We start from the raw sequence: 21709 nt of genomic DNA on the forward strand, positions 1-21709 counted from the left end.
GTCCTGGTCATCGATGCGTGTCCGTCTGAGGGACGTTCGCCTGCGTGGGGGGCGCACGGGGCGGACGCGCCAATGCTAGGGGAGAGCACATGCTGCATTTTCGCGCGCCCAAACGGCGCGATCATCTGGCGCGCCCGAGCGCGTTCCGCCGCGTCATCTCTGCGTTCACCGTGGGGCTGCTGGCGATCATCGGCCTCGTCGCAGCACCCGCTGCGGCGGTCGCCGCGACCAACGCCGCCATCGCCATCGGCGCCGTCACCATCGAACCGGCCGACGCGAAGCTGACCATCGGCGACTCCGTCACGGTGTCGGGCACCTGGGACGCCTCCGCGGCTGATCCTCAGCCCGGTGACACCTTCACGATCGGGCTGCCGGACGTCTTCGAGTTCCCCGCCGCCGTGCCGTTCGCACTGAACGGCCCCGAGGGCGTGGTGTGGGGGAACTGCCTCACCGATCCGTCCACCGGAATCGCCGAGTGCACACTCACCGACGCCGTTACCGAGCGGCCCGAGCAGGTCTCGGGAACCTGGCAGTTCCAGGTCGAGGCCATCCAGACGACCACCGAGACCGAGGTCGTGTTCGACCTGAACGGCACGCCGGTGTCGGTCCCGCTGCCCGGAGGCGGCGGGATCGATGACGGCATCGAACTGCCCGGCGAGGTCTCGAAGGCCGGTCAGATGAACAGCAACAACTGGTCGATGACATGGACCATCGACATCCCCGGGGCGAACCTCGTCGCCGCGGGCGGAGACGTCGCACACATCACCGACACCTTCGGTGCCGGCCACGTGCTGTGCGACCCGACCGGGTTCCGTGTGCAGACCGTCCGCGGTGACACCGTGGTCGACGTGACCGATCTCGTCGAGTCGGCACCCGTTGCCGGCGAGGCAGGATTCCGTATCGCGCTGAACGCTCCCCGCGGCGGTTTCAACGCCGATGTGACGTACCGCCTCACCTACGAGACGTGCACGCCGGACGGACAGATCGACCCTTCTGGCACCACCTACGAGAACTCGATGCAGATCGAGGGCTGGGGTGAGGCCGGTCAGGGCATCGGCACAGTCACCAACCGCCCCTGGCACCTGGGACTGACCAAGTCCGGCACCGTGCTCGGGAAGGCCGACCGCAACGGTCGGATCGCCTGGATGGTCGTCGTCCCCGGCGATCAGCTGTTCGGCAAGAACAGCTTCACCTTGACCGAGACGCTCGGCGAGGGGCACCAACTCTGCACCGACACCGTTTCAGGATTGCGCGTCTTCGAGCGCTATGGCCCCAGCGGGCAGCGCGATCGTGACATCACGAATCTGCTCGCCGTGTCGAACCAGACCTCATCGGCGCAGGCCTTCAGCGGTGTCTACACGATCGACGATTCCGACTTCGCGTTCAAGCGCTCCGACTACCGCTATCTCGTGAGCTATGACACGTGCGTCACCTCGGCCGATCTCCCCGAGGCGGGCACGGTCTACGCGAACACCGTCTCGATCGACGGCGACGCCACGGGCGGCGAGGCGAAGGTTCCCGGACGCTCGCAGGGTAAGAAGGGCAAGATCAACGGAGCGACAGTCACGATCGACGGTGTCGAGCACATGCCGCAGACGACCCTCGACTGGACCGTCACGATTCCGGGTGAGAAGGTCGACGGCATCACCGGGCCGCTGACGCTGACCGACACGCTGTCCTCGACGCAGACGGTCTGCGCCGCGGGTGACTCGAGCGATGGCCTCGCCGCGCGTATGAACCTCGCAGTCACGGCCCACGATCAGATCAAGAATGGCGGCCTGAAGAGTGTCGACCTCACCGACGCCACGACGGTGACGGTCGACGGTCAGCAGGTCACCTTCGAGATCGCCGAACCGTCGCTGCCCATGCCGCAGGGGGGCACGAGCGACGGATTCACCCGTGAGTACCAGTACACGCTGAGCTACACCACGTGCACCACCAGCGGCGGTATGGATGCGCCGGGCACCGAGTACGGCAATGCGATTGCCGGTTCGGGCATCGAGTTCTCGTCGTCCGTCACCCAGAAGTACAGCGGTTCGGGTACCGGAACCGGTGTCACTCGCGGATCGGTGGCGCTCGACAAGAAGCTCGCCGACACCCCGGGCGCCGCGCTCGTTCCGGCCGACACGTCCTTCACCGTGCACGTGAAGGAGATCGACCCGAAGGGTGCGACCCAGAACGCGTACGACCTCGAGGTCCCGCTCAACGGCGACCCGGTCGGCGGGCTCAACGCCCGTGGTACCGGCTGGACCGTCGAGCTGTCTGAGCCGAGGTTCCCGACCGTTTCCGGTATCACCTGGGGTGCTCCGAAGTTCCTGCCCACCGAGGGGCTCATCCCGGGCGATGACGGCACCACCGCCGTCGCCACGCTCGCCCCGGGCACGAACATCTCGGTGACGCTGCAGAACACCGCACTGCTCGGTAGCGCCACGGCCACCAAGGCCCTCGCCGGACCGGACGCCGCCCGCGAGCTCGTCGACCCGAAGCAGAGCTACCGGGTCACCGCGACGATCGACACGAGCGCACTCGGTGACAACGTGCCCGCACAGCCGGACCGTGTTCTCGACATCACCGCCGGTGAGACCGTCACGATGGAGAACCTGCCGGTCGGCGCTGTGGTGACGTTCTCTGAGGCGAAGCCCGGCGACGACGATGTATTGACGTGGTCGACGCCGGTGATCTCGCCGAACCCGATCACCATCGAGGCCGATCACGTCGTCGAACCGGCGGCTGTGACCGTGACGAACACGGTCGACCGCACGGTCGGGACGTTCTCGATCGCCAAGACCGTCACGGGAGAACAGGCCGACAACCCGGCCGTTCCCGACGAGGTGACTGTCACCGCATCGTGGACGCAGGACGGCGTTGACGCAGAGAAGACGCTGACCCTCCCGACCGACGGCACCCCCGTCGAGCTCGGTGAGAACCTGCTGATCGGCACCGAGGTGACGCTCACCGAGACGCCGCTCGTCGACGGATCCAGCATCGCCTGGGGCGCGCCGGTGTGGAGCGGTACCGGAGTGACTGTTGACGGCGAATCGGCCGTCGTCTCGATCACCCGCGATGCTGAGGCACAGGTGCAGCTGCAGAATCACGCGGCCACCTCGGTCGCCGGCATCAGCCTGATCAAGGGCCTCGCCGGTGACGCGATCGGTGAGGTCGCCCCCGACACCGAGTTCCCCGTCACGGCGACGTGGACCGACGCCGAGGGCGCCGAGCAGTCGACGCAGCTCACCATCAACACCGTCGAGCCGACCCCGCTGGGGGTCGACCTGCCCGCCGGAACCGTTGTGACGATCACCGAGGGTGAGCGCCCCGCGTTCGACACCGTCGTCTGGGAATCGGTCACGATCAGCGGTGCCGATGTGACAGACAACGGTGACGGGTCGGCCGAGATCGTCGTCTCGGATCAGCAGGGCGACAGCACCCTGGTGACGGTGGTCAACGAGGCCACCTGGGCGCCGGGAACCTTCACCCTGTCCAAGCAGGTCGACGGCATTCTGCTCGATAACCCGGACGTTCCCGAGGTCGTCACCGTGACCGCCTCGTGGCTCGACGGTGACGAGCCACGCCAGGCCGAGGTGGCACTGCCCACCGATGGCACCGTCGTTCCCTTCGGCCAGGACCTGCCCCACGGCACCCTCGTCACACTCGCGGAGTTGCCCAACGACGAGGGCCTCGCCTTCGCCTGGAACACCCCGCAGTGGGCCGGCGATGACATCGTCGGAAACGAGGACGGCACCGCCGCGCTCACGATCGGAGCGGCGCAGGATGCCCAGGTCGTCGTCACCAATGCCGTGACGCCGAAGCTCGGCAGCCTGACCGTCACGAAGGAGCTCACCGGCAGCGGCGCGAGCCTCGTCGAAGACACCGCCTTCCCGGTGACGGCGACCTGGACCGATCTGCTCGGCGAGCCGCAGCAGCTCGACCTCGAGGTGCGTTCCGGCGAGACGACGGTGATCGCGGATCTGCCGCTGGGCACCGAGGTGACGCTCACCGAGCACTCCACCGAGCTGCCGGTCAACGCGCGCTGGCACGGCGCGACGTGGTCGAGTGACGACGTGAACGTCGCATTCGACGACGCCGAAGGTGACGAGGTCACGATCATCGTGGTCGGCGACGGCACGGCACCCGCGACGATCACGGTTTCGAACGACATCGAGAAGCTGCCCGACCTCGCCGTGACCGGCGGGCCGGCGATCACGCTGTCCGTCGTGGTGCTGGCCGTGCTGCTGATGGGCGTCGGAATCCTGATGCTCGTGCTGCACCGCCGCCGCAGCGCATAGGCGACGCGCTCACGCGCTGACCTCGGGGGTCGGCACGCCGAACGGCGTGTCGACCCCCGCAGCGTTTCGGAACGAGGGCGAGCGGGCTCTGTACCAGGCAGGTAGAGCGCGCACCAGGCGCGCAGAGCACGCACCCGGCCACGCTGTGATCAGCCGCGGGTGACGTCCGCGAAGCGCTCGCGCAGCGGGTGATCCTGCCCCAACCCGGCGAGGGCCACGCATCCGTCCAGCCCAGATCCCCGGGGCGGCACGAACCGGGCATCCGGTCGCTCGGCGCGCACCGCATCGATGAAGGCGCCGCGGATAGCATCCGATCCGAACACCCCGCCGGCCGCGCCCACGGCGGCGTCGGCGGGAGCGTCGACGACACGCAGCGCGGCGGTGGCGGCCAGCGCCAGCTCAGCGGCCGCGTCGCGGCAGATGCGCTGCGCGACGGCATCGCCGGCCGCGGCGGCCTCGGCCACCTGCGCTGCGAACGATGCCACGGTGCGTACGCGATCGTGCGCCGCCTGTAGGTGCACGTAAGCGGTCTCGAGGTCGGGCCAGCGCTCCTGCATCGGCGCGGTCAGAGAGGTCGCGGGGCCGCGTCCGTCGTGGGCGCGCATGACGGCATCCAGCGCCTCGCGTCCGATCCAGAAGCCGCTGCCCGCATCGCCCATGATGTGACCCCAGCCGTCGACGCGCGCGGAGTGCTGCGGGCCGACGCCGAGCGTGACCACGCCGGTGCCGGCTGCGACGACGGTTCCGTACTGGTCGCCGAGCACGCCCAAGTACGAGGTGACCGAGTCGTGCGTGGCGACCACGCGTCGCACGTCGGTGAGATCCGGATGCTGCAGCAGCGCTTCTGCTTCGGCATCGGCATCTGTCAGTCCCGACACCCCCAGCGAGACGGTGTGCGGTGCCGAGCCGGTCACCCGGATCACTTCGGCGACCACCGCCGCGAGCTGCGGAAGCAGCGGCTGGTTGGTGAACACTCCGGGGAACAGCCACTCCTGCACGGCGCCATCGGCGCTCAGCAACCGGGTCTTGATGCCGGTCTGGCCCGCGTCGACGGCGAGCAGCGGATACTGCGGGTGGTGCTCAGACACGTCGTGCCCTCTCGGTTGGTGTGGCGGCGACGGGTTCGCGGCCAGATGCAAGCGTAAGACACGTCTCGCGCCCGCCCGCCGGTCAGAAGTCCGGGTACTCGCGCAGGCGCTCTTCGAACTCGGCGCGGTCCTGTTCGGGCAGCAGGTTTCGGGCGATGATCATCAACTGCACGCCCTCGACAGGTTCGCCGGTCTGCTGGGCGATCGCCTCTCGCTGCGTGCGGAACTCGCCCGTGGCGTCCTTCGAGAGGTCGTAGGTCGTGACATAGAACCGCAACGGGTCGGGATAGGTATCGGCGTAGTACTCCCACGTGTGCTGACGCTCGACATCCGCCGACCCGTAGAGCTTCGCGACCATGTCGTCTGAGAGGCCGCTGGCGGGCACGTTCAGCGGGTAGAGCCCCCACATGTCGTGCTCCATCAGCACCTGATCGATGATGATCATGATCTCGCGCTTGCGCTGGTTGTCGTGCACGGGCTCTGCGGTCGTCCAGGTCGGCGAGACGTATCTCTTGAGCATCGACTCACCGCCATAGCCGTTGCGTTCCGGGCTGACGTCGACCGCGCCGGCCTGCACCCAGGTGTAGCCGAGGCGTTCCGTGAGCCGTTCGCGCACCGCCGCCATCAGCTCGTCGCCCTGCCGCTGCACCTGTTCGAACGAGGGGCCGTTGAGCACGTCGTAGTTCGAGTGCTCGCGGACGCCAGGATACGCCTCTTCGTGCCGCTGCTGCTCGGACTTCGTGCCGTCGTAGGCCTGCGTCGCCGCCGAGCGCAGCGCACTCATCGCGCCGACCGTCGCCACGTTGAACACGAGCATGACGACGAGGGCGATCGCTCCCAGCATCCGCCCGCGTCGCGTGAGCAGCGCCGCGACGATCACTCCGATGACGAGCAGCTGCACGACCAGCAGAGATATGCCGTAGATGGCATCTGTTCCGCCCGTCATCAGAAGCACCAGCAGGGTGACCGCGAACAGCGCCGCCGCGACGACGGCGGCGACACCGAGTGCACTGGTGCGTTTGGGTGCGTCGGGCGCGGTGTAGACGAGGTCGGCGGATGCCGGAGGCAGGCCGGCCGCGGCATCGAGTCCGGCCGAGGCGCGCCCCGGGCGCTGATAGCCGCCGGGCGGGGGAAGAGGCGGCGCACCCTCGGCGCCGCCGACGTATCTGCTGCGACGCTGGTCTACCACGGCCGCTCCGTTCCGCCGCTGCCGCCGTCCTCGCCCAGCTGGTCCTCGCGTTCCTGCGCACCCTGATCGAGTCGGCTCTCGATGTCATCGAGATCACTCTGCGACGGCTGCTCCTGTTCGCCCTGCTCGGACGGCTGCCCGCCCTGCTCGGGGTTCTGCTGTTGCTTCTGCTGCTGACGCTGCTGGTTCTCGTCGAGGGTGTCACTCATGTCGCGGCTTGGATCGGGCGACTGGTTCTGTGCCTCGTCGCTGCGGCACTCGTCGGGTGTCTCGACGGTGATCTGCAGCGCCTGCCCGTAGAACTCGGCGGCCGATACGGCATCGCCGCCGGCCTGGGCCGCGTCACCCTGCCGTTCGATCACCAGCGACAGGTTGATGCGCACGTAGCAGACGTCCAGACCGGTCGCCAGGGGGAGTGCCGTCTCGAGGTGGTCGCGTGCCTCGGCGAGCTGTTCGGCGCCGGCCTGAGCTGTGCCGATGTTGTACGGCGCCTTGAACTGCTCGAAGCCGTTGAGCCAGGTCTGCCCGCGTGCTGCCGACTCGGATTCGGCGTACGACCCGGTGACGAACGAGCTGATCGACTGATGCGCGAACGCGTACATGCTCAACACCTTGCCGACCAGCAGCAGGCCGGCGAGCGTGAGGGGCAGGGTCGCGACCGCGACCCACCATCGGATGCGCCGACGGCGACGGTTGGCGGCGAGCAACAGCGCCGCCGCGTCGGCCCGCGTGGCGGGAGGCGTCGGATGCTGCGACGGCGTCATCGTGCACTCCTGTCCTCAGGCGCTGGGGCGGCACGGTCGATCGGGTGGTCGGCCGGGGCGAGAGCGCCGCGCAGGCGCGTGACCTGCATCGTCGCGCGCGCCAGCTCGACACCCAGCAGCAGCACGAGCACCAGGGCGAAGATCCAGTACAGCTCGATCACGTTGCCCACCTCGCCCGACGACGCGTAGTCGACGGTGCTCGTGGGGGCCGGGGGCAGCACCAGGGGCACATCCGCCGCGCGGGGCTGGTACTCGATGCCGAGTTGCTCGGCGACCTGCTGCAGATGATCGTCGTCGCGCTTCGACAACGCCGGCTCGCCCCGGTACTGGATGTACTCGCCCTGGGCGGCGGTGCCGGTGGTGATGCGCATCGGGCCGCCCTCGGCGGTGCCGTACCCGAGCACCGCCCCGCCGTCGACGTACTTCGCGGCCGAGGCGAACGACTCGGGCGGGCCCGACGCGGTCTGCTCGCCGTCGCCCAGGTAGAACACCATGCGGCTGCGATCGGGCGCAGCCTCGGCTGCCGAGGAGAGGGTGTCTGCCAGCATCCGACTCGCGATGCCGATCGATGACCCCCGCGACTGGTCGGTGACCTCGGGACTCATCACTTCCAGCGATGACATCAGCGCCGTGGCATCCGTGGTCAGCGGCAGGCGCAGCTGCGCCGCCGCGTCGAAGCTGATCAGTGCGAACCGCGCGCCCGGGTACTCGTCGACGATCGTCTGCACGTCGTCGCGGACGCCGTCGAGGCGGGGTGCGCCGTCGGCCCAGTCCTCGGCGACGATGCTCGCCGTCGTATCGACGACGAGCACGATGTCGGTGTCGGTCGCGAGGGTCTGCGATGAACCACCCGGGATGCCGGGACGCAACAGCATCACGAACACGACGACGATCATGCCGAGCCTCAGCAGCCATATGCTGCGACCGGCATGATCGCCCTTCCGTCCCTTGGCGAGGGCGAACACGGCGAGGGCCGCCAACGGCGTGCACAGCAGAATCAGCAGCAACGGATGCAGCACGGGCGTGAAGATCACAGTCTCACCACCCACAGCAGAACGACGAAGCCGAGGATCGCGACCAGCATCAGCGCCATCCACAGGTTCGGTGTGTCGACCCAGATCACCTGCGCTTGCCCCTGCAAGGCGCGGGCCTCCTGCTTCTGGATCTGAGCGACGATGTCGGCGACCGTGGTGGTGTCTCTCAGCGCGTAGGACTGCCCGCCGGTGATGGCGGCGGCCTGCGACAGCTGCGCGCTCACCTCGGCGTCCTTGCCCTGCACGGGATTGAGCGCGAACACCCGCACCTGTTGCGCCCTGGCGTACTGCGCGGCCTCCTCGACGGTGAGGATCGACGCGCCGGCGAGCTCATTGTCGGTCGCGAGGATCACCGAGCGGCTGCGCTCGTCGTCCAGGTGGTCGAAGCGCATCGTGCAGGCCGCGAGGCCATCGCCGATCAGCGAAGCGCCGGGCCCGTTGAGAGTGCCGACCCAGTGCTCGGGCGTCTCGTCGAGGTAGTCGAAGCTCTCGCGCATGCGCTGCAACTGATCACGGACGAACGCGTAATCGTCGGTGAGGGGGAAGATCTGCACCGGCGAACTGTTGAAGATCGTCAGACCGATGCGCTCGCCCTCGAAGCTGTCGAGCAGCTCATCGAACACGGTGAGCACCTCGACGTCGACCTCGGTCATCGATCCCGAGACATCCAGGCACAGCATGATGTCGCGACTGGTGTTGACCGGCTGCACGGTCTGCGCCGACATCGGCCGCGCGGCGACGACCCCGGCGAGCAGCGTCGCGATCACGCCGAGGGTGAGGATGCCCGATAGCGCCGCCATGCGGCGACCCACCGATGCGCGGAAGGCCGGAAGAGTGCGCAGTCGCTCGGCGCGTGAGACCAGCGCCGCCGGCGCCGCATCGCGCGTGGCGCGAGAACGCAGACCGAGGGCGACGCCGACCACGATCGCGATCAGCACTACTGCCGCGGCGATCAGGATGACCCAGCTCGTGTTCAGTGCCACGTCGTCACCACCGTGCGGGCGGCCTCGGCGCCGGCGATCGGATCGATCGCGGGTCCGCGCTGGAAGATGCTGGGGTAGTAGTGGCGACGCAGCGCGTCGAGCAGTGCGGGCTGCACGCCGCGGGCGACCAGGTCGTCCAGGGCGAGCACCGGCGCTTCGAGCCCCGAGTACTCGTTGACGAATGAGCGGACGCAGCGGCTGAGCTCGAGGTTCGCTCTGCGGGCATCCGCGTTTCCGGATCGGTACGCGGTCTCGATGCGGTCCACCTCGGCGAGGTAGTCGGTGCGCAGGCGGGCGAGTACCGCCGAGGTCGGCGGCCGGTAGGGAGCGGCGCCCGGAACCGTGATGCTGCGTCGCGGCCGGGTCAGGAACAGCAGCAGCCAGGCGCCCAGCGCGAGCACGGCGAGGACGCCGAGGGTCAGCAGCAGCCATCCCCAGCCGTACTGCACCGGAGGATAGAGCTCGTCAGAGGCGAGCATGCGACCTCCGATCCAGCATCGCCAACAGGGCGGGCACGGCCGTGTCGCGCGCCCCGAACTCGGCGTGCGTGATCTCCAACCGACGCAGCATCTCGTGGCGGCGGGCGGTATCGGCGGCCTCCTGCGCGGCGAGCTCGCTCAGCACAGCGGCATCCCCGTGCACGAAGTCGGGCACCGCCCAACCGGTGTCGACGTCGCGGCGGTGCGCGCGGACTGCCGCCACCGGATCGGCATCGCGCACGGTCAGCCACAGCACGTCGTGCTGCACCGAGAGCCGACGCAGCTGCCGCTCGGTCTCGTCGGCCACGGGCGCCTCATCCGTCACGATCACGACGATCATCCGCTTGGATATGTTGCGAGCGGCATATGACAGCAGGGCGCGACGGTCGTTCGGTGCCGTGCTCTCGGTGGCGGCGCGATCGATCGTGCGCAGGGCCCGTTCGAGTGCGGCCTCACTGCCGCCCGGGGCGAGTCGGCGCACCCGATCGGCATCGCCGTACACGACCGAGAAGTCGTCGCCGTGACGCACGGTCAAGAATCCGAGCGCACCGGTCAGCAGCACCAGCAGCTCGCGCTTCGACCCCTCATCCTCGGCCAGCGCGTTCATGCCCCGACCGGAATCCACCAGAAAGAGCACGGTGTGCTTGCGAGTGGCCTTGGTGCGCTTGATCAGGGGTTCCCCATGCCGGGCCGTGGCCCGCCAGTCGATATCGCGCACGTGGTCGCCGTACTCGTAGGGTCGCAGATCCTCGAAGTCCAGGCTGCGCCCGCGCAGCAGCGACGCGTACGCACCGTCGAGCGCGTGCATCGACTTCTGCGACGAGTGGATGAAGAGTCGGCTCTTCACCTGGGTGACGAGGCTGGGCATCGGGCGGGTCAGGGGGTGGGTACGGCCGCGAAGATCTGATCGATGATCTCTTCGCTGCGGATGCCCTCGGCGTGGGCTTCGAAGGTGAGCAGCACCCGGTGGCGCAGCACGAGGTGACGCAGGGCACGCACGTCCTCGGGCAGCACATGTGTGCGGCCGTTCAGCAGCGCCAGGGCACGCGAGGCCTGCAGGAACGCGATGCTCGCGCGGGGGCTGGCGCCGTACTTGATGAAGCGTGCCCGCTCGTCGCCGATGTAGGGCGCGGGATTGCGGGTGACATAGGCCAGCTGCACGATGTAATTGCGGATCGCCGGGTCGACGTACACACGCGAGGCGATCTGCTGCAGCTCGTGCACATCGTCGAGGCTGACGGCGCCGGGAACATGCCGATCCGGGTCGAGCACGCCCGAGTCGATGCGGCCGAGGATCTCGAACTCCTCGGCGGGACTCGGGTACTCCACGATCTCCTTGAGCAGGAACCGGTCCATCTGCGCCTCGGGCAGTTCGTACGTACCCTCCTGCTCGATGGGGTTCTGCGTGGCGATCACGAGAAATGGCTTGGGCAGGTGATGCACCTCGCCACCGATGGTGGTCTGGCGCTCCTGCATCGCCTCCAGCATCGCCGACTGGGTCTTGGCGCTGGATCGGTTGATCTCGTCGAGCAACACGAAGTTCGCGTGCACCGGTCCGAGCACCGTACGGAACGTCCCGGTGGCCGCGTCGTAGATCTGACTGCCGGTGATGTCGCTGGGCAACAGGTCGGGAGTGCACTGGATGCGCTTGAAGCGCGCCTTCACCGTGTCGGCGAGAGTGCTTGCCGCGGTGGTCTTGGCGAGCCCCGGCACCGACTCGAGTAGGATGTGCCCGCCCGCCACCAGCGCCACCAGCAGGCTGGTGCGCAGCCGCTCCTGCCCCACCATCTTCGTCGCGTACGAATCGCTGATGATCCGCAGCGTGCGCTGCGCCCGGCCGAGGTCATCGGCCGTCAGTGCCGCGGTGGTGCCGTCGGCCGGCGCGGATGCCGGGGGAGCGGCCCCCATCGCCGGAGGCGGCGGGGGCGGCGGCGTGAGCGGAGAGGGCCCTGGCATGTCTGTCACCCGTACAGGGTAATCCGCCCGCAGCTGAGCGGGCCGAGTGATGGCATCACCCGCGAAGCGGGCTAGGTGTAGTTCCTCGGGAGGTTGTGAACGCGTGACATAGGGAAGACCTCCGGCAAGGATGTGGGTTACCACACTCGCATCTCTAAACCGGAGGTCTCCATGACTCACGCTAATGCTCCGTTGACGCCTGAGGGGCGCCGGCGTCTTGCCCTGTTGATAACTCGTGATGGGTGGTCGCTTCGGCGCGCTGCGGAGCGGTTTCAGTGCTCGCCGGCGACGGCGAAGCGGTGGGTGGATCGGTGTCGGGCTGGGTTGCCGCTGACGGACCGCAGTTCGAAGCCGTGGAGGTCCCCGAATCAGTTGCCGCGCAAGACGGAGCGGCGCATCGTCGCGTTGCGGTTCACGCGTCGGTGGGGGCCGCATCGGATCGCATATCACCTGCGGTTGCATCGCTCGACGGTCGGACGGGTACTGGCCCGGTATGGGATGCCGAAGCTGACCGCCATCGATCAGTCCACCGGGTTGCCGGTACGCAAGCCCCAGCCGAAGCGGTACGAACTCAGCAAACCGGGGCAGTTGGTGCATGTGGACATCAAGAAGCAGGGCCGGATCCCGGACGGTGGCGGCTGGCGTATCCACGGGAGAGGGTCGATGCACGACCGAGCTGCCGGCGTCGTAAGAGGACGAGCGGCACGCGCCGGCGCGACGGGCTCCCGCGGCTACCGGTACCTGCACCACGCCGTCGACGACCACTCACGGGTGGCGTACTCGGAGATCCTCGACGACGAACGCAAAGAGACTGCGGCCGGGTTCTGGACTCGCGCGAACGCGTTCTTCGCCGGTATCGGCGTAACCGTCACCGCCGTGATGACGGACAACGGCGCGTGCTACCGATCACACGCATTCGCCGAAGCGCTGGGCGACACAGTGAAGCACAAGTGGACCAAGCCCTACCGGCCGCAGACCAACGGGAAAGTCGAACGATTCAACCGCACCCTCGCCACGGAATGGGCCTACGCGAAGCCCTACACCAGCGAAGCCGAACGCACCGCCGCCTACGAAACCTGGCTACATCACTACAACCACCACAGACCACACACCGGCATCGGCGGCCAAGTCCCCTCCGCCCGCGTTCACAACCTCACGGGGAAGTACAGCTAGGCTCCGGCTATGAGCCGAACAGTGCCGTTCCTCGATCTCGCCGACCCCTCCTTCGACGTGACCTCCGAGGTCGTCCACGACGCCCGAGCCACCGGGTGGTACACCGAGACCCCGTACGGCTGGGCGGTGCTGCGGTACGACGAGGGCACAGCGCTGCTCAAGGACAAGCGGTTCCAGCAGGGCAACGCCCGTTGGCCCGCGCAGAACGGCATCCATGAGGGGCCATGGCAGCAGTGGTGGGCCGAGACCCTGCTCAGCATCGAGGGGGCCGACCATCTGCGCATGCGCCGCTTGCTGGGACCGGCGTTCCGCAACAAGACGATCGAGGCGATGCGCCCACGATTCCAGGCGCTCGCGGGCGAACTCATCGACGCGTTCGCCTCGCGCGGTCGCGTCGAGTTCGTCTCGGAGTTCGCCGAACCGTACGCGTCTCGCATCCTCTGCTACCTGCTCGGCCTGCCCGACGACCAGTGGCCGCAGGTGGCCCGCTGGGCCGACGACCTCGGAAAATCCTTCGGCATCAACGTCCGCCACGACCTGCCGCGCATCGAGGCGGCACTCGAAGGTCTCACCGGATACATCGAGGAGGTGATCGAAGACCGCATGCGCACGCCCCGCGAAGATCTGGTGACCACACTGGTGCTGGCGCACGAGGACGGCGACGCACTCGATCGCCGCGAGCTCAGTGTCGCGCTGGTGTTCCTGGCGTTCGCAGGGATGGAGACCACCCGCAATCAGCTCGGCCTCGCCCTGCAGACCTTCCTGGCCCACCCCGAGCAGTGGAAGCTGCTCGCGGAGCGCCCCGAGCTGGGCGCCGCGGCCGTCGAAGAGGTCATGCGCGTCAACCCCACGGTCACCTGGGTCACCCGCGAAGCGATCGAAGACGTCGATCTGAACGGACTGCACGTGCCCAAGGGCGGCATCGTGCAGGTGCTCTCCCATGCGATCGGCACGGATCCCGCACGGATGGGCGACGCACCCGGCTTCGACATCAGCGTCACGGATCGCCCGCTGCATTCGGGCTTCGGCGGCGGCATCCACCACTGTCTCGGGCACTTCGTCGCCCGCACCGACATGTCGGTCGCCCTGCCGTTGCTCGCCCGACGCATGCCCGACGCCGTGCCCGACGGCCCCGGCGAATGGCTTCCGGTATCGGGCAACACCGGTCCCGTGCGATTCCCGATCCGGTTCACCGCCTCGTGATGAGCGAACGAGAACTCACCACCGACGTCTCGCTCACGCTGCCGAACGGCAGACTGAACCCGGATGCCGTGGGCTGGGCGCGCTCGCCGCTGGTCGACACCGCGGGGATCGGGCGCGGGCGCGGCCGCAACAAGCGCTGGGAGTATTGGGGCATCACCACCCCCACCCATGTTGTCGGCATGACCGTGTCGTCGATCGACTACGCCGCCGTGCTCGAACTGTGGGTGCTGGATCGCGCGACCGAACGCACCTGGCACGGCACACCGACACTCATCCCCACCCGAGGAGTCGTGCTGCCCGCGCGGGCCGAGGCCGGTCCCAGCCGCGCCAGGGCGAAGGACTTCGAGATCGACATCGACGAACTGCCCGAAGGCACTCGCCTGCGCGCGCGGATGCCCGGCGTCACCGTCGATGTGATCGCGGAGCTACCGGCCGGCCATGAGCGCCTGGCTGTCGTCGTGCCGTGGAGCAGCACGCGGTTCCAGTACACGGTCAAAGACGTCGCGCGGCCGGCATCCGGCATCCTCACCCTCGACGGCGTCGCCCACGCGCTCCCCGCGGGGGAGTCGTGGGCGGTTCTCGATCACGGTCGCGGGCGCTGGCCGTACGACATCCGCTGGAACTGGGGCGCCGGGTCGGGCCGATCCGGCGGCCACACGATCGGCGTGCAGGTCGGCGGCAGATGGACGGCGGGCACCGGATCGACCGAGAACGCGTTCGTCGTCGATGGGCATCTGCACAAGATCAGCGCCGAACTGGACTGGCAGTACGACCTGGCGCAGTGGCGCACACCCTGGCGGGTCACCGGCGGGGGATTGGATGCCACCTTCACCCCGGTCTATGACAAGGTGACGCGCACGAACCTCGGCGTCGTCGCCGGATCGACCGATCAGTGCTTCGGCGATTGGTCGGGCGTATTCACGACCGCGGACGGCGAGCAGATCGCCTTCGCCGGCATCTTCGGCTGGGCCGAAGAGGTGCACAACCGCTGGTGAGGGCAAAGAAACGACTGCGTCGAGTGTGCCCGCACAGAGGGCCCGTCACCGACCCTGCTAACGTCGAAAGGGCAGCCGCATCCCTGGATGGTTGAGCCACACCGCTCCCGTCGGGAAGCCCTGTCCCTGTGACGGATGCGGGTGCGACCCATACATAACCGAATCAGAGGATGCATACGTGACCAGCAGAGAACGAGTAGCGATCATCGGCGCCGGGCCCTCGGGCATGGCGCAGTTGCGGGCCTTCGAGTCCGCAGCACGTGCGGGGGCTGAGGTTCCCGAAGTGGTGTGCTTCGAGAAGCAGGCCGACTGGGGTGGGCAGTGGAACTTCACCTGGCGCACCGGACTGGACGAGTTCGGCGAGCCCGTGCACTCCAGCATGTACCGAAACCTGTGGTCGAACGGCCCCAAGGAAGCCCTGGAGTTCGCCGATTACACCTTCGACGAGCACTTCGGCCGTCCGATCTCGTCGTACCCGCCGCGTCCCGTGCTGTGGGACTACATCGCGGGACGCCTCGAGAAGACCGACGTGCGCGATCAGATCCGCTTCCAGACCGTGGTGCGCTGGGTCGACTACGACGCCGAGCGCGAGATCTTCACGCTCACCAGCGAGGATCTGCCCAGCGGCGCGTCCACGACCGAGGAGTTCGACCGGGTCATCGTCGCCAGCGGCCACTTCTCCTTCCCGAACGTGCCCGAGTTCCCGGGTATTGAGACGTTCCCCGGGTACATCAGCCACGCGCACGACTTCCGCGGTGCGGAGGGCTTCGCCGACCAGGACGTGCTGGTCATCGGCGGCAGCTACTCGGCTGAAGACATCGGAAGCCAGGCGTTCAAGATGGGCGCCCGGTCGGTCACCGCGAGCTTCCGCTCGGCACCGATGGGCTACGACTGGCCGGATGGCTTCGAGGAGCGCCCGGTCGTCGAGCGCTTCGAGGGCAACACCGTGCACTTCGCTGATGGATCGTCCAAGCGCATCGACGCGGTGATCCTATGCACCGGATACCTGCACAAGTACCCGTTCCTGCCCGACGACCTCGCACTGTCGTCGCCGAACAACGTCTACCCCGACGGTCTGTACCGCGGCGTGATCTGGCAGGGTAACCCCCGGCTCGCCTACCTCGGAGCGCAGGACCAGTGGTTCACGTTCAACATGTTCGACGCGCAGGCCTGGTACGTGCGCGACCTCATCCTGGGGCGCCAGGAGCTGCCCGCGGACGATGAGCGCGCCGCATCGATCGCCGAATGGCGTGCCCGGTTCGAGGCGATCGGCTCGGCGGCCGATGAGATCCGCTTCCAGGCCGACTACATCCGCGACCTGCTGCAGCAGACCGACTATCCCGAGTTCGACATCGACCGGGTCGTCGAGATCTTCCTGGAGTGGAAGCGCGACAAGAAGAACGACATCATGGGCTACCGCGATCGGGTGTACCAGTCGGTGATGACCGGCACGATCGCCGTCGTGCACCACACGCCGTGGCTGCAGGAGCTCGACGACTCACTCGAGCGCTACCTCGACGAGACGCCGGCGGAGTCGCTGGTCGCGTGAACCTCGGATCGGGCGGTGCCGCGGCGCCGCCCGATCCACACCACGACCGTCGCGATGAGGATGATCGCGACGGCGATGCCGATGACGTAGACCAGCACGCCGCCGTATCCGCCCTGCAGGTGCGGGTCGAGGAACGGGTACGGGTACCACCAGGGTGCGCCCGTCGCGGGAGCGATGACCAGGTTCGCGCGGATCAGCGTGTACGCGACCCACACGACAGGGAACACGGCGACCACCAGGACGGTCGACCACGGCAGCGCCCGCCGGCGCGGCGCGACGAGCACGTCGAGCAGCAGGAACAACGGGAATACGACGTGCAGCACCTCGTTCGACCACGGCACCGTCACGCCCTGCGGCAGTTCGATGCCGCGCAGCAGCAGGTTGTAGACCACGCCGGTCACGATCATGTACGTGCTGACGCACACCAGCAGTACCGACAGCCAGCGCGGCTCCGGACGCGCCGGATCCCTCTGCCCCAGTGCCCACGCCGCCGCGATGATCAGGGCGATCGCAGCCGAGACATTCGAGAGAATCGTGAAGAAGCTGAAGAAGTTCACCGCGACCGTGGGCAGGTGACCGCCCCACGGTGTCGTGGCCTCCAGCGCGATCTGCAACGTCAGCGAGAGCTGCGCTACAATCGCCGCGATCCCGAGCAGTGCTGCCGCTAGTCGAGCGAAGGGCCACCAGACTGTCATGGGTGAACTCTAGCGATCCCGTGGGCTTCGCTAGGATGGTCTCGCCCGTTCGGGCCAGCTCATCTGCCGGTGCAAACCCGGCGAACAGCGTGCAGTACCAGGGGGTACACCCATGCCAGGAATCGTGATCGTCGGCGTCCAGTGGGGCGATGAGGGCAAGGGCAAGGCGACAGACCTGCTCGGAGAGCGCACCGACTGGGTCGTCAAGTTCAACGGCGGCAACAACGCCGGACACACCGTCGTCATCGGCGACGAGAAGTACGCCCTGCACCTTCTGCCCTCCGGCATCCTCAGCCCCGGGGTGAACCCGGTCATCGGCAACGGCGTCGTCGTCGACCTCGAGGTGCTCTTCGAAGAGCTCGACGCGCTCAACGCGCGTGGAGTCGACACCTCGCGCCTGCGGGTCAGCGCCAACGCGCACATCATCACGGCGTACCACCGCACGCTCGACAAGGTCACCGAGCGCTTCCTCGGCCAGCGCCGCATCGGCACCACGGGCCGCGGTATCGGGCCGGCCTATGCCGACAAGATCAACCGCGTCGGCATCCGCGTGCAGGATCTGTTCGACGAGAACATCCTGCGTCAGAAGGTCGAGGGCGCCCTCGACCAGAAGAACCACCTGCTGGTGAAGGTCTTCAACCGTCGTTCGATCACGGTCGACGAGATCGTCGACGACCTGCTGTCGTACACCGAGCGGCTGCGCCCGATGGTCGCCGACACCGGCCACCTGCTCGACGAGGCGCTGGAGCGCGGCGAGGTCGTCGTGTTCGAGGCCGGCCAGGCCACCATGCTCGACGTCGACCACGGCACCTACCCGTTCGTCACGTCGTCGTCGGCCACGGCCGGTGGCGCGGCGACGGGCTCGGGCGTCGGCCCCGGTCGTCTCGACCGCATCGTCGGCATCGTCAAGGCGTACACGACGCGTGTCGGCTCGGGCCCGTTCCCGACCGAGCTCGACGATGAGATGGGCGAGTGGCTGCGCCAGACCGGCGGCGAGTTCGGCACGACCACGGGTCGTGAGCGCCGTACCGGCTGGTATGACGCGCCGATCACCCGCTACGCCACGCGCGTGAACGGCATCACCGACATCGTGCTCACCAAGCTCGACGTGCTCACCGGCCTGGATGAGATCCCGGTGTGCGTGGCCTACGACGTCGACGGCGTGCGCTTCGATGACGTGCCGGTGAACCAGACCGACTTCCACCACGCGAAGCCGGTCTACCAGAACTTCCCCGGGTGGAAAGAAGACATCTCGACGGCCCGCACGTTCGAGGACCTGCCGCAGAACGCGCAGGACTACGTGCTCGCGCTGGAGGCGATGAGCAACACGCGCATCTCGGTCATCGGCGTCGGCCCGGCGCGCGACCAGGTCATCGTTCGCCACGACCTCGTCGACTGACCGCATCCTCCCTCTATCTGTCACAAACCCGCGCTATCCGGGTGCGATAGCGCGGGTTTGCGACAAATAGACGGGTGCAGGGCGCAGGCGCAGGGCCGGAGAGACAGGGGAGAGCATGACGCGGTTCTGGACGGGGGGCTACGGGCCCGACATGGACGGCGACGGCGACGGGATCGGGATCCTGTCGGTCGACGAAGGACGCGGGCCATCGACGTTGCGGCACCGCGGCACGGCGGCCCGGGCCGCCTCACCCTCATGGCTCGTCGCGCACCCGACGCTCGACGTCGTCTACGCCGCACTGGAGGGCGCCGGCAAGGTACAGGCGTTCGCCCGCGACGGCGAGACGACCCTGCGTCCGCTCGCCCCGCCCGTCGCGGCAGGGGAGGGCGTGTGCCACCTCGCGGTGTCACCCGGAGGGCGGATGCTGATCGCCAGCTGCTACGGCGACGGGCGCGTCATCAGCTTCGGCCTCGCCGACGACGGCCGACTCGTCGAACCGGTGACCGATAAGGCTGCTGCGCTGCGGGCCGCCCTCCTCGGCGGCGATCAGTCCACCGAGGAGCGCCGGCATGCGGCATCCGACCCCCATCCCCTTCCGGCGGGGGAGGATCCCCGGAAATCGCACGCGCACGCGGCGGTCTTCTTGCCCGACGGGCGCATCGCCACCACCGACCTCGGGTTCGACCTGGTGCGGATCTGGCGCGCCACCTCGGGCGCGCTCGACCTCGACCACGAGGTCGTGCTGCCTCGCGGCACCGGGCCCCGGCACCTCGTGATGCATCCCAGTGGGCACCTGCACGTGGTGACCGAGTACTCGTGTGAGGTGTTCACGCTGGCATCCGATCGGGCCGGGACGTGGGGTCTGGTCTCGGCCACCACGGCGTCGCCGATCGCGCAGCCGGGTTTCGACTTTCCCGCCGAACTCGCCGCCTCGCGCGACGGGCACACGCTCTACACGGCCCTGCGCGGCAGCAACACGCTCGCCGCGCTGCGCGTGCGCGGCGGCGGCGAGTCACTCGAACCGCTCGCGCTCGCCGAATCGGGGGTGGATTGGCCGCGCCACCACCTCGTACACGACGGCACGCTGCTCGTATCGGGGCAGCGGTCGAACACGATCAGCGTCGTCGATCTCGACGAGCGCACCGGCGCACCGCGCGACGTGCGTCACGTCACGGCCGCACCCACGCCGTCGCACGTGCTGCCCGCGCGCTGAGCGCTGCGGCGCTGTTCACAACTCCGGAGTTCTTACTGACGACACCCCTTGCGCGGGGTTCTGCGCGCCTGCACGGCCAGAATCTCCGGAGTTGTGAACAACTCGTTCTCTGAGCCAACCCCGTGACATCCGCGCGCGTAGCGGCAAGACTGGGGGCGGAGGCCACCATGACCGATGAGTACGACCTGATCGTGTTGGGCGGCGGGCCGGTGGGAGAGAACATCGCCGATCGCGCCGTGCAGGGCGGACTCACCGCCGTCATCGTCGAGAACGAGTTGGTGGGCGGCGAATGCTCGTACTGGGCGTGCATGCCCTCGAAGGCGCTGCTGCGCCCGATCCACGCGGCGCACGCCGCTGAGCGGGTGCGCGGTGTCTCCGGCGCCTCGCTCGACCCCCGCGAGGTGCTGGCCCGCCGAGACGCGTTCGCGGCGCACTGGTCGGATGCCGGACAGGTCGACTGGTTGCGCGACTCCGGCATCGACCTCGTCCGCGGTCGTGGTCGGCTCAGTGCCGAGCGCGAGGTGACCGTCGTCACCGACGACGGAGAGCGGATGCTGCGCGCTCGCCACGCGGTGGCGATCGCCACCGGCTCGGAGGCTGTGATCCCCGGCATCCCGGGTCTTGCCGAGGCGGAGCCCTGGACGAGCCGTGAGGCCACGAGCGCGCAGGAGGTGCCCGAGTCGCTGGTGATCATCGGCGGCGGGGTGGTGGCCGTCGAGATGGCGACGGCATTCGCCGGACTCGGATCGCGGGTGACGCTGCTGGCACGCACCGGGCTGCTCGGCGGCATGGAGCCGTTCGCCGGTGAGCGGGTGGCCACGGGTCTGCTCGAGATGGGCGTCGATGTGCGTCTGAACACCGAGACCACCGAGGTGCGTCGCCAGGGAGCGCGGGTGCGCGTCACGGCCGGCGGCGCGCAGATCACCGCCGCCGAAGTGCTCGTCGCCACCGGGCGACGGCCCCGCAGCACCGACATCGGCGTCGAGTTCGTGGGGCTCGAAGCCGGTGCGGCGGTGCCCGTCGACGACACGATGCTGGTGCCCGGAACCGATTGGCTGTATGCCGTCGGCGACATCAACGCCCGCGCGATGCTCACCCACCAGGGCAAGTATCAGGCCCGCGCTGCGGGTGATGTGATCGTGGCCCGCTCGCGCGGCGAGGTCGTGGCCGATCAGCCGTGGGGCCGGCATGTGGCATCCGCCGATCACTCCGCCGTGCCGCACGTGGTCTTCTCGCGACCTGAGGTCGCATCGGTCGGGATGACCGCGGATGCCGCCCGCGCGGCCGGCCATCGCATCGAGGTCGTCGATCAGGACCTCGGCGCCGTGGCGGGAGCCGCACTGCACGCCGACGGCTATGCGGGTCTGGCCCGCATGATCGTCGACACCGAGCGGGACGTCGTGTTGGGTGTCACGTTCGTGGGCGACGACGTGGCTGAGATACTGCCGGCGGCGACGATCGCCGTGGCCGGTGACGTGCCGATCAGCAGGCTGTGGCACGCCGTGCCCGCGTACCCGACGATGGGCGAGATCTGGCTGCGCCTGCTGGAGGCCTATGGGCGGTCATCGGCCTGAACGCGGCGCATGAATACGGCGAATCGCCTGAGATCCGCCCCTGACGTCGGCGGTGTCCCCTACGCTCGAGAGGCGATCGAGGAGGCACGACCCCATGAAGGCACGACCCGAAGGATCCCGCCGGTAGGC

Annotated in this window: 17 protein-coding genes; 8 read left to right on the forward strand and 9 right to left on the reverse strand. The window is 68.5% G+C overall.

The features are described 5' to 3' along the window. Positions 1 to 89 precede the first annotated feature (89 nt). Positions 90 to 4286: a DUF5979 domain-containing protein gene (locus PTQ19_RS00320; RefSeq protein ID WP_274368009.1), complete on the forward strand. Its 4197-nt coding sequence runs from the start codon at positions 90 to 92 to the stop codon at positions 4284 to 4286. A gap of 149 nt (positions 4287 to 4435) precedes the next feature. On the opposite strand, the gene PTQ19_RS00325 is transcribed toward PTQ19_RS00320, so the two are convergent. The 8 genes from PTQ19_RS00325 to PTQ19_RS00360 all read right to left on the reverse strand — a co-directional run bounded on the left by PTQ19_RS00325 (position 4436) and on the right by PTQ19_RS00360 (position 11731). Then, positions 4436 to 5374 (reverse strand): N-acetylglucosamine kinase, encoded by a 939-nt coding sequence (locus PTQ19_RS00325; RefSeq protein WP_274368010.1) that lies wholly within the window; start codon positions 5372 to 5374, stop codon positions 4436 to 4438. Positions 5375 to 5456: 82 nt separating this feature from the next. Further along, positions 5457 to 6563, reverse strand: coding sequence for a hypothetical protein (locus tag PTQ19_RS00330; RefSeq protein WP_274368011.1), 1107 nt, complete (start codon positions 6561 to 6563; stop codon positions 5457 to 5459). Then, the gene (locus PTQ19_RS00335; RefSeq protein ID WP_274368012.1) at positions 6557 to 7327 is read right to left on the reverse strand and encodes a hypothetical protein; all 771 of its coding nucleotides are present in this window, start codon (positions 7325 to 7327) and stop codon (positions 6557 to 6559) included. Before PTQ19_RS00335 ends, PTQ19_RS00330 begins: the two co-directional genes overlap by 7 nt. Further along, a complete protein-coding gene (locus PTQ19_RS00340; RefSeq protein WP_274368013.1) occupies positions 7324 to 8361 on the reverse strand; it encodes a VWA domain-containing protein in 1038 nt (345 codons plus the stop codon). The genes PTQ19_RS00335 and PTQ19_RS00340 overlap by 4 nt, the downstream gene beginning before the upstream one ends. Next, positions 8358 to 9344 (reverse strand): VWA domain-containing protein, encoded by a 987-nt coding sequence (locus PTQ19_RS00345; RefSeq protein ID WP_274368014.1) that lies wholly within the window; start codon positions 9342 to 9344, stop codon positions 8358 to 8360. Before PTQ19_RS00345 ends, PTQ19_RS00340 begins: the two co-directional genes overlap by 4 nt. Beyond that, complete coding sequence (locus PTQ19_RS00350) at positions 9335 to 9823, reverse strand: hypothetical protein (protein ID WP_274368015.1); 489 nt, start codon at positions 9821 to 9823, stop codon at positions 9335 to 9337. The genes PTQ19_RS00345 and PTQ19_RS00350 overlap by 10 nt, the downstream gene beginning before the upstream one ends. After that, positions 9810 to 10691, reverse strand: a complete 882-nt coding sequence (locus PTQ19_RS00355) for a DUF58 domain-containing protein (RefSeq protein WP_274368016.1) — start codon at positions 10689 to 10691, stop codon at positions 9810 to 9812. The genes PTQ19_RS00350 and PTQ19_RS00355 overlap by 14 nt, the downstream gene beginning before the upstream one ends. An 8-nt stretch (positions 10692 to 10699) precedes the next feature. Next, complete coding sequence (locus tag PTQ19_RS00360; RefSeq protein ID WP_274369090.1) at positions 10700 to 11731, reverse strand: AAA family ATPase; 1032 nt, start codon at positions 11729 to 11731, stop codon at positions 10700 to 10702. Between the two features lie 219 nt (positions 11732 to 11950). Here PTQ19_RS00360 and PTQ19_RS00365 point away from each other — a divergent pair, with 219 nt between their 5' ends. The 4 genes from PTQ19_RS00365 (at position 11951) to PTQ19_RS00380 (ending at position 16699) form a co-directional block, all read left to right on the forward strand. Then, positions 11951 to 12952, forward strand: coding sequence for an IS481 family transposase (locus PTQ19_RS00365; RefSeq protein ID WP_274369091.1), 1002 nt, complete (start codon positions 11951 to 11953; stop codon positions 12950 to 12952). Positions 12953 to 12961: 9 nt separating this feature from the next. Beyond that, positions 12962 to 14155, forward strand: coding sequence for a cytochrome P450 (locus tag PTQ19_RS00370; RefSeq protein WP_274368017.1), 1194 nt, complete (start codon positions 12962 to 12964; stop codon positions 14153 to 14155). After that, positions 14155 to 15150: a DUF2804 domain-containing protein gene (locus PTQ19_RS00375; protein WP_274368018.1), complete on the forward strand. Its 996-nt coding sequence runs from the start codon at positions 14155 to 14157 to the stop codon at positions 15148 to 15150. The genes PTQ19_RS00370 and PTQ19_RS00375 overlap by 1 nt, the downstream gene beginning before the upstream one ends. A gap of 178 nt (positions 15151 to 15328) precedes the next feature. Further along, a complete protein-coding gene (locus tag PTQ19_RS00380; RefSeq protein ID WP_274368019.1) occupies positions 15329 to 16699 on the forward strand; it encodes an NAD(P)-binding domain-containing protein in 1371 nt (456 codons plus the stop codon). Here the strand turns inward: PTQ19_RS00380 and PTQ19_RS00385 are convergent. Next, a complete protein-coding gene (locus PTQ19_RS00385; protein WP_274368020.1) occupies positions 16660 to 17394 on the reverse strand; it encodes a Pr6Pr family membrane protein in 735 nt (244 codons plus the stop codon). The genes PTQ19_RS00380 and PTQ19_RS00385 overlap by 40 nt on opposite strands. A gap of 112 nt (positions 17395 to 17506) precedes the next feature. Here PTQ19_RS00385 and PTQ19_RS00390 point away from each other — a divergent pair, with 112 nt between their 5' ends. The 3 genes from PTQ19_RS00390 to PTQ19_RS00400 all read left to right on the forward strand — a co-directional run bounded on the left by PTQ19_RS00390 (position 17507) and on the right by PTQ19_RS00400 (position 21580). Continuing rightward, a complete protein-coding gene (locus PTQ19_RS00390; RefSeq protein ID WP_179409495.1) occupies positions 17507 to 18793 on the forward strand; it encodes an adenylosuccinate synthase in 1287 nt (428 codons plus the stop codon). A gap of 115 nt (positions 18794 to 18908) precedes the next feature. Beyond that, complete coding sequence (locus tag PTQ19_RS00395) at positions 18909 to 20006, forward strand: lactonase family protein (RefSeq protein ID WP_274368021.1); 1098 nt, start codon at positions 18909 to 18911, stop codon at positions 20004 to 20006. A gap of 167 nt (positions 20007 to 20173) precedes the next feature. Next, positions 20174 to 21580 (forward strand): dihydrolipoyl dehydrogenase family protein, encoded by a 1407-nt coding sequence (locus PTQ19_RS00400; RefSeq protein ID WP_274368022.1) that lies wholly within the window; start codon positions 20174 to 20176, stop codon positions 21578 to 21580. The last annotated feature ends 129 nt before the right edge of the window (positions 21581 to 21709 follow it).

It is taken from the genome of Microbacterium esteraromaticum, assembly GCF_028747645.1.
Taxonomy (GTDB): Bacteria; Actinomycetota; Actinomycetes; order Actinomycetales; family Microbacteriaceae; genus Microbacterium; species Microbacterium esteraromaticum_C.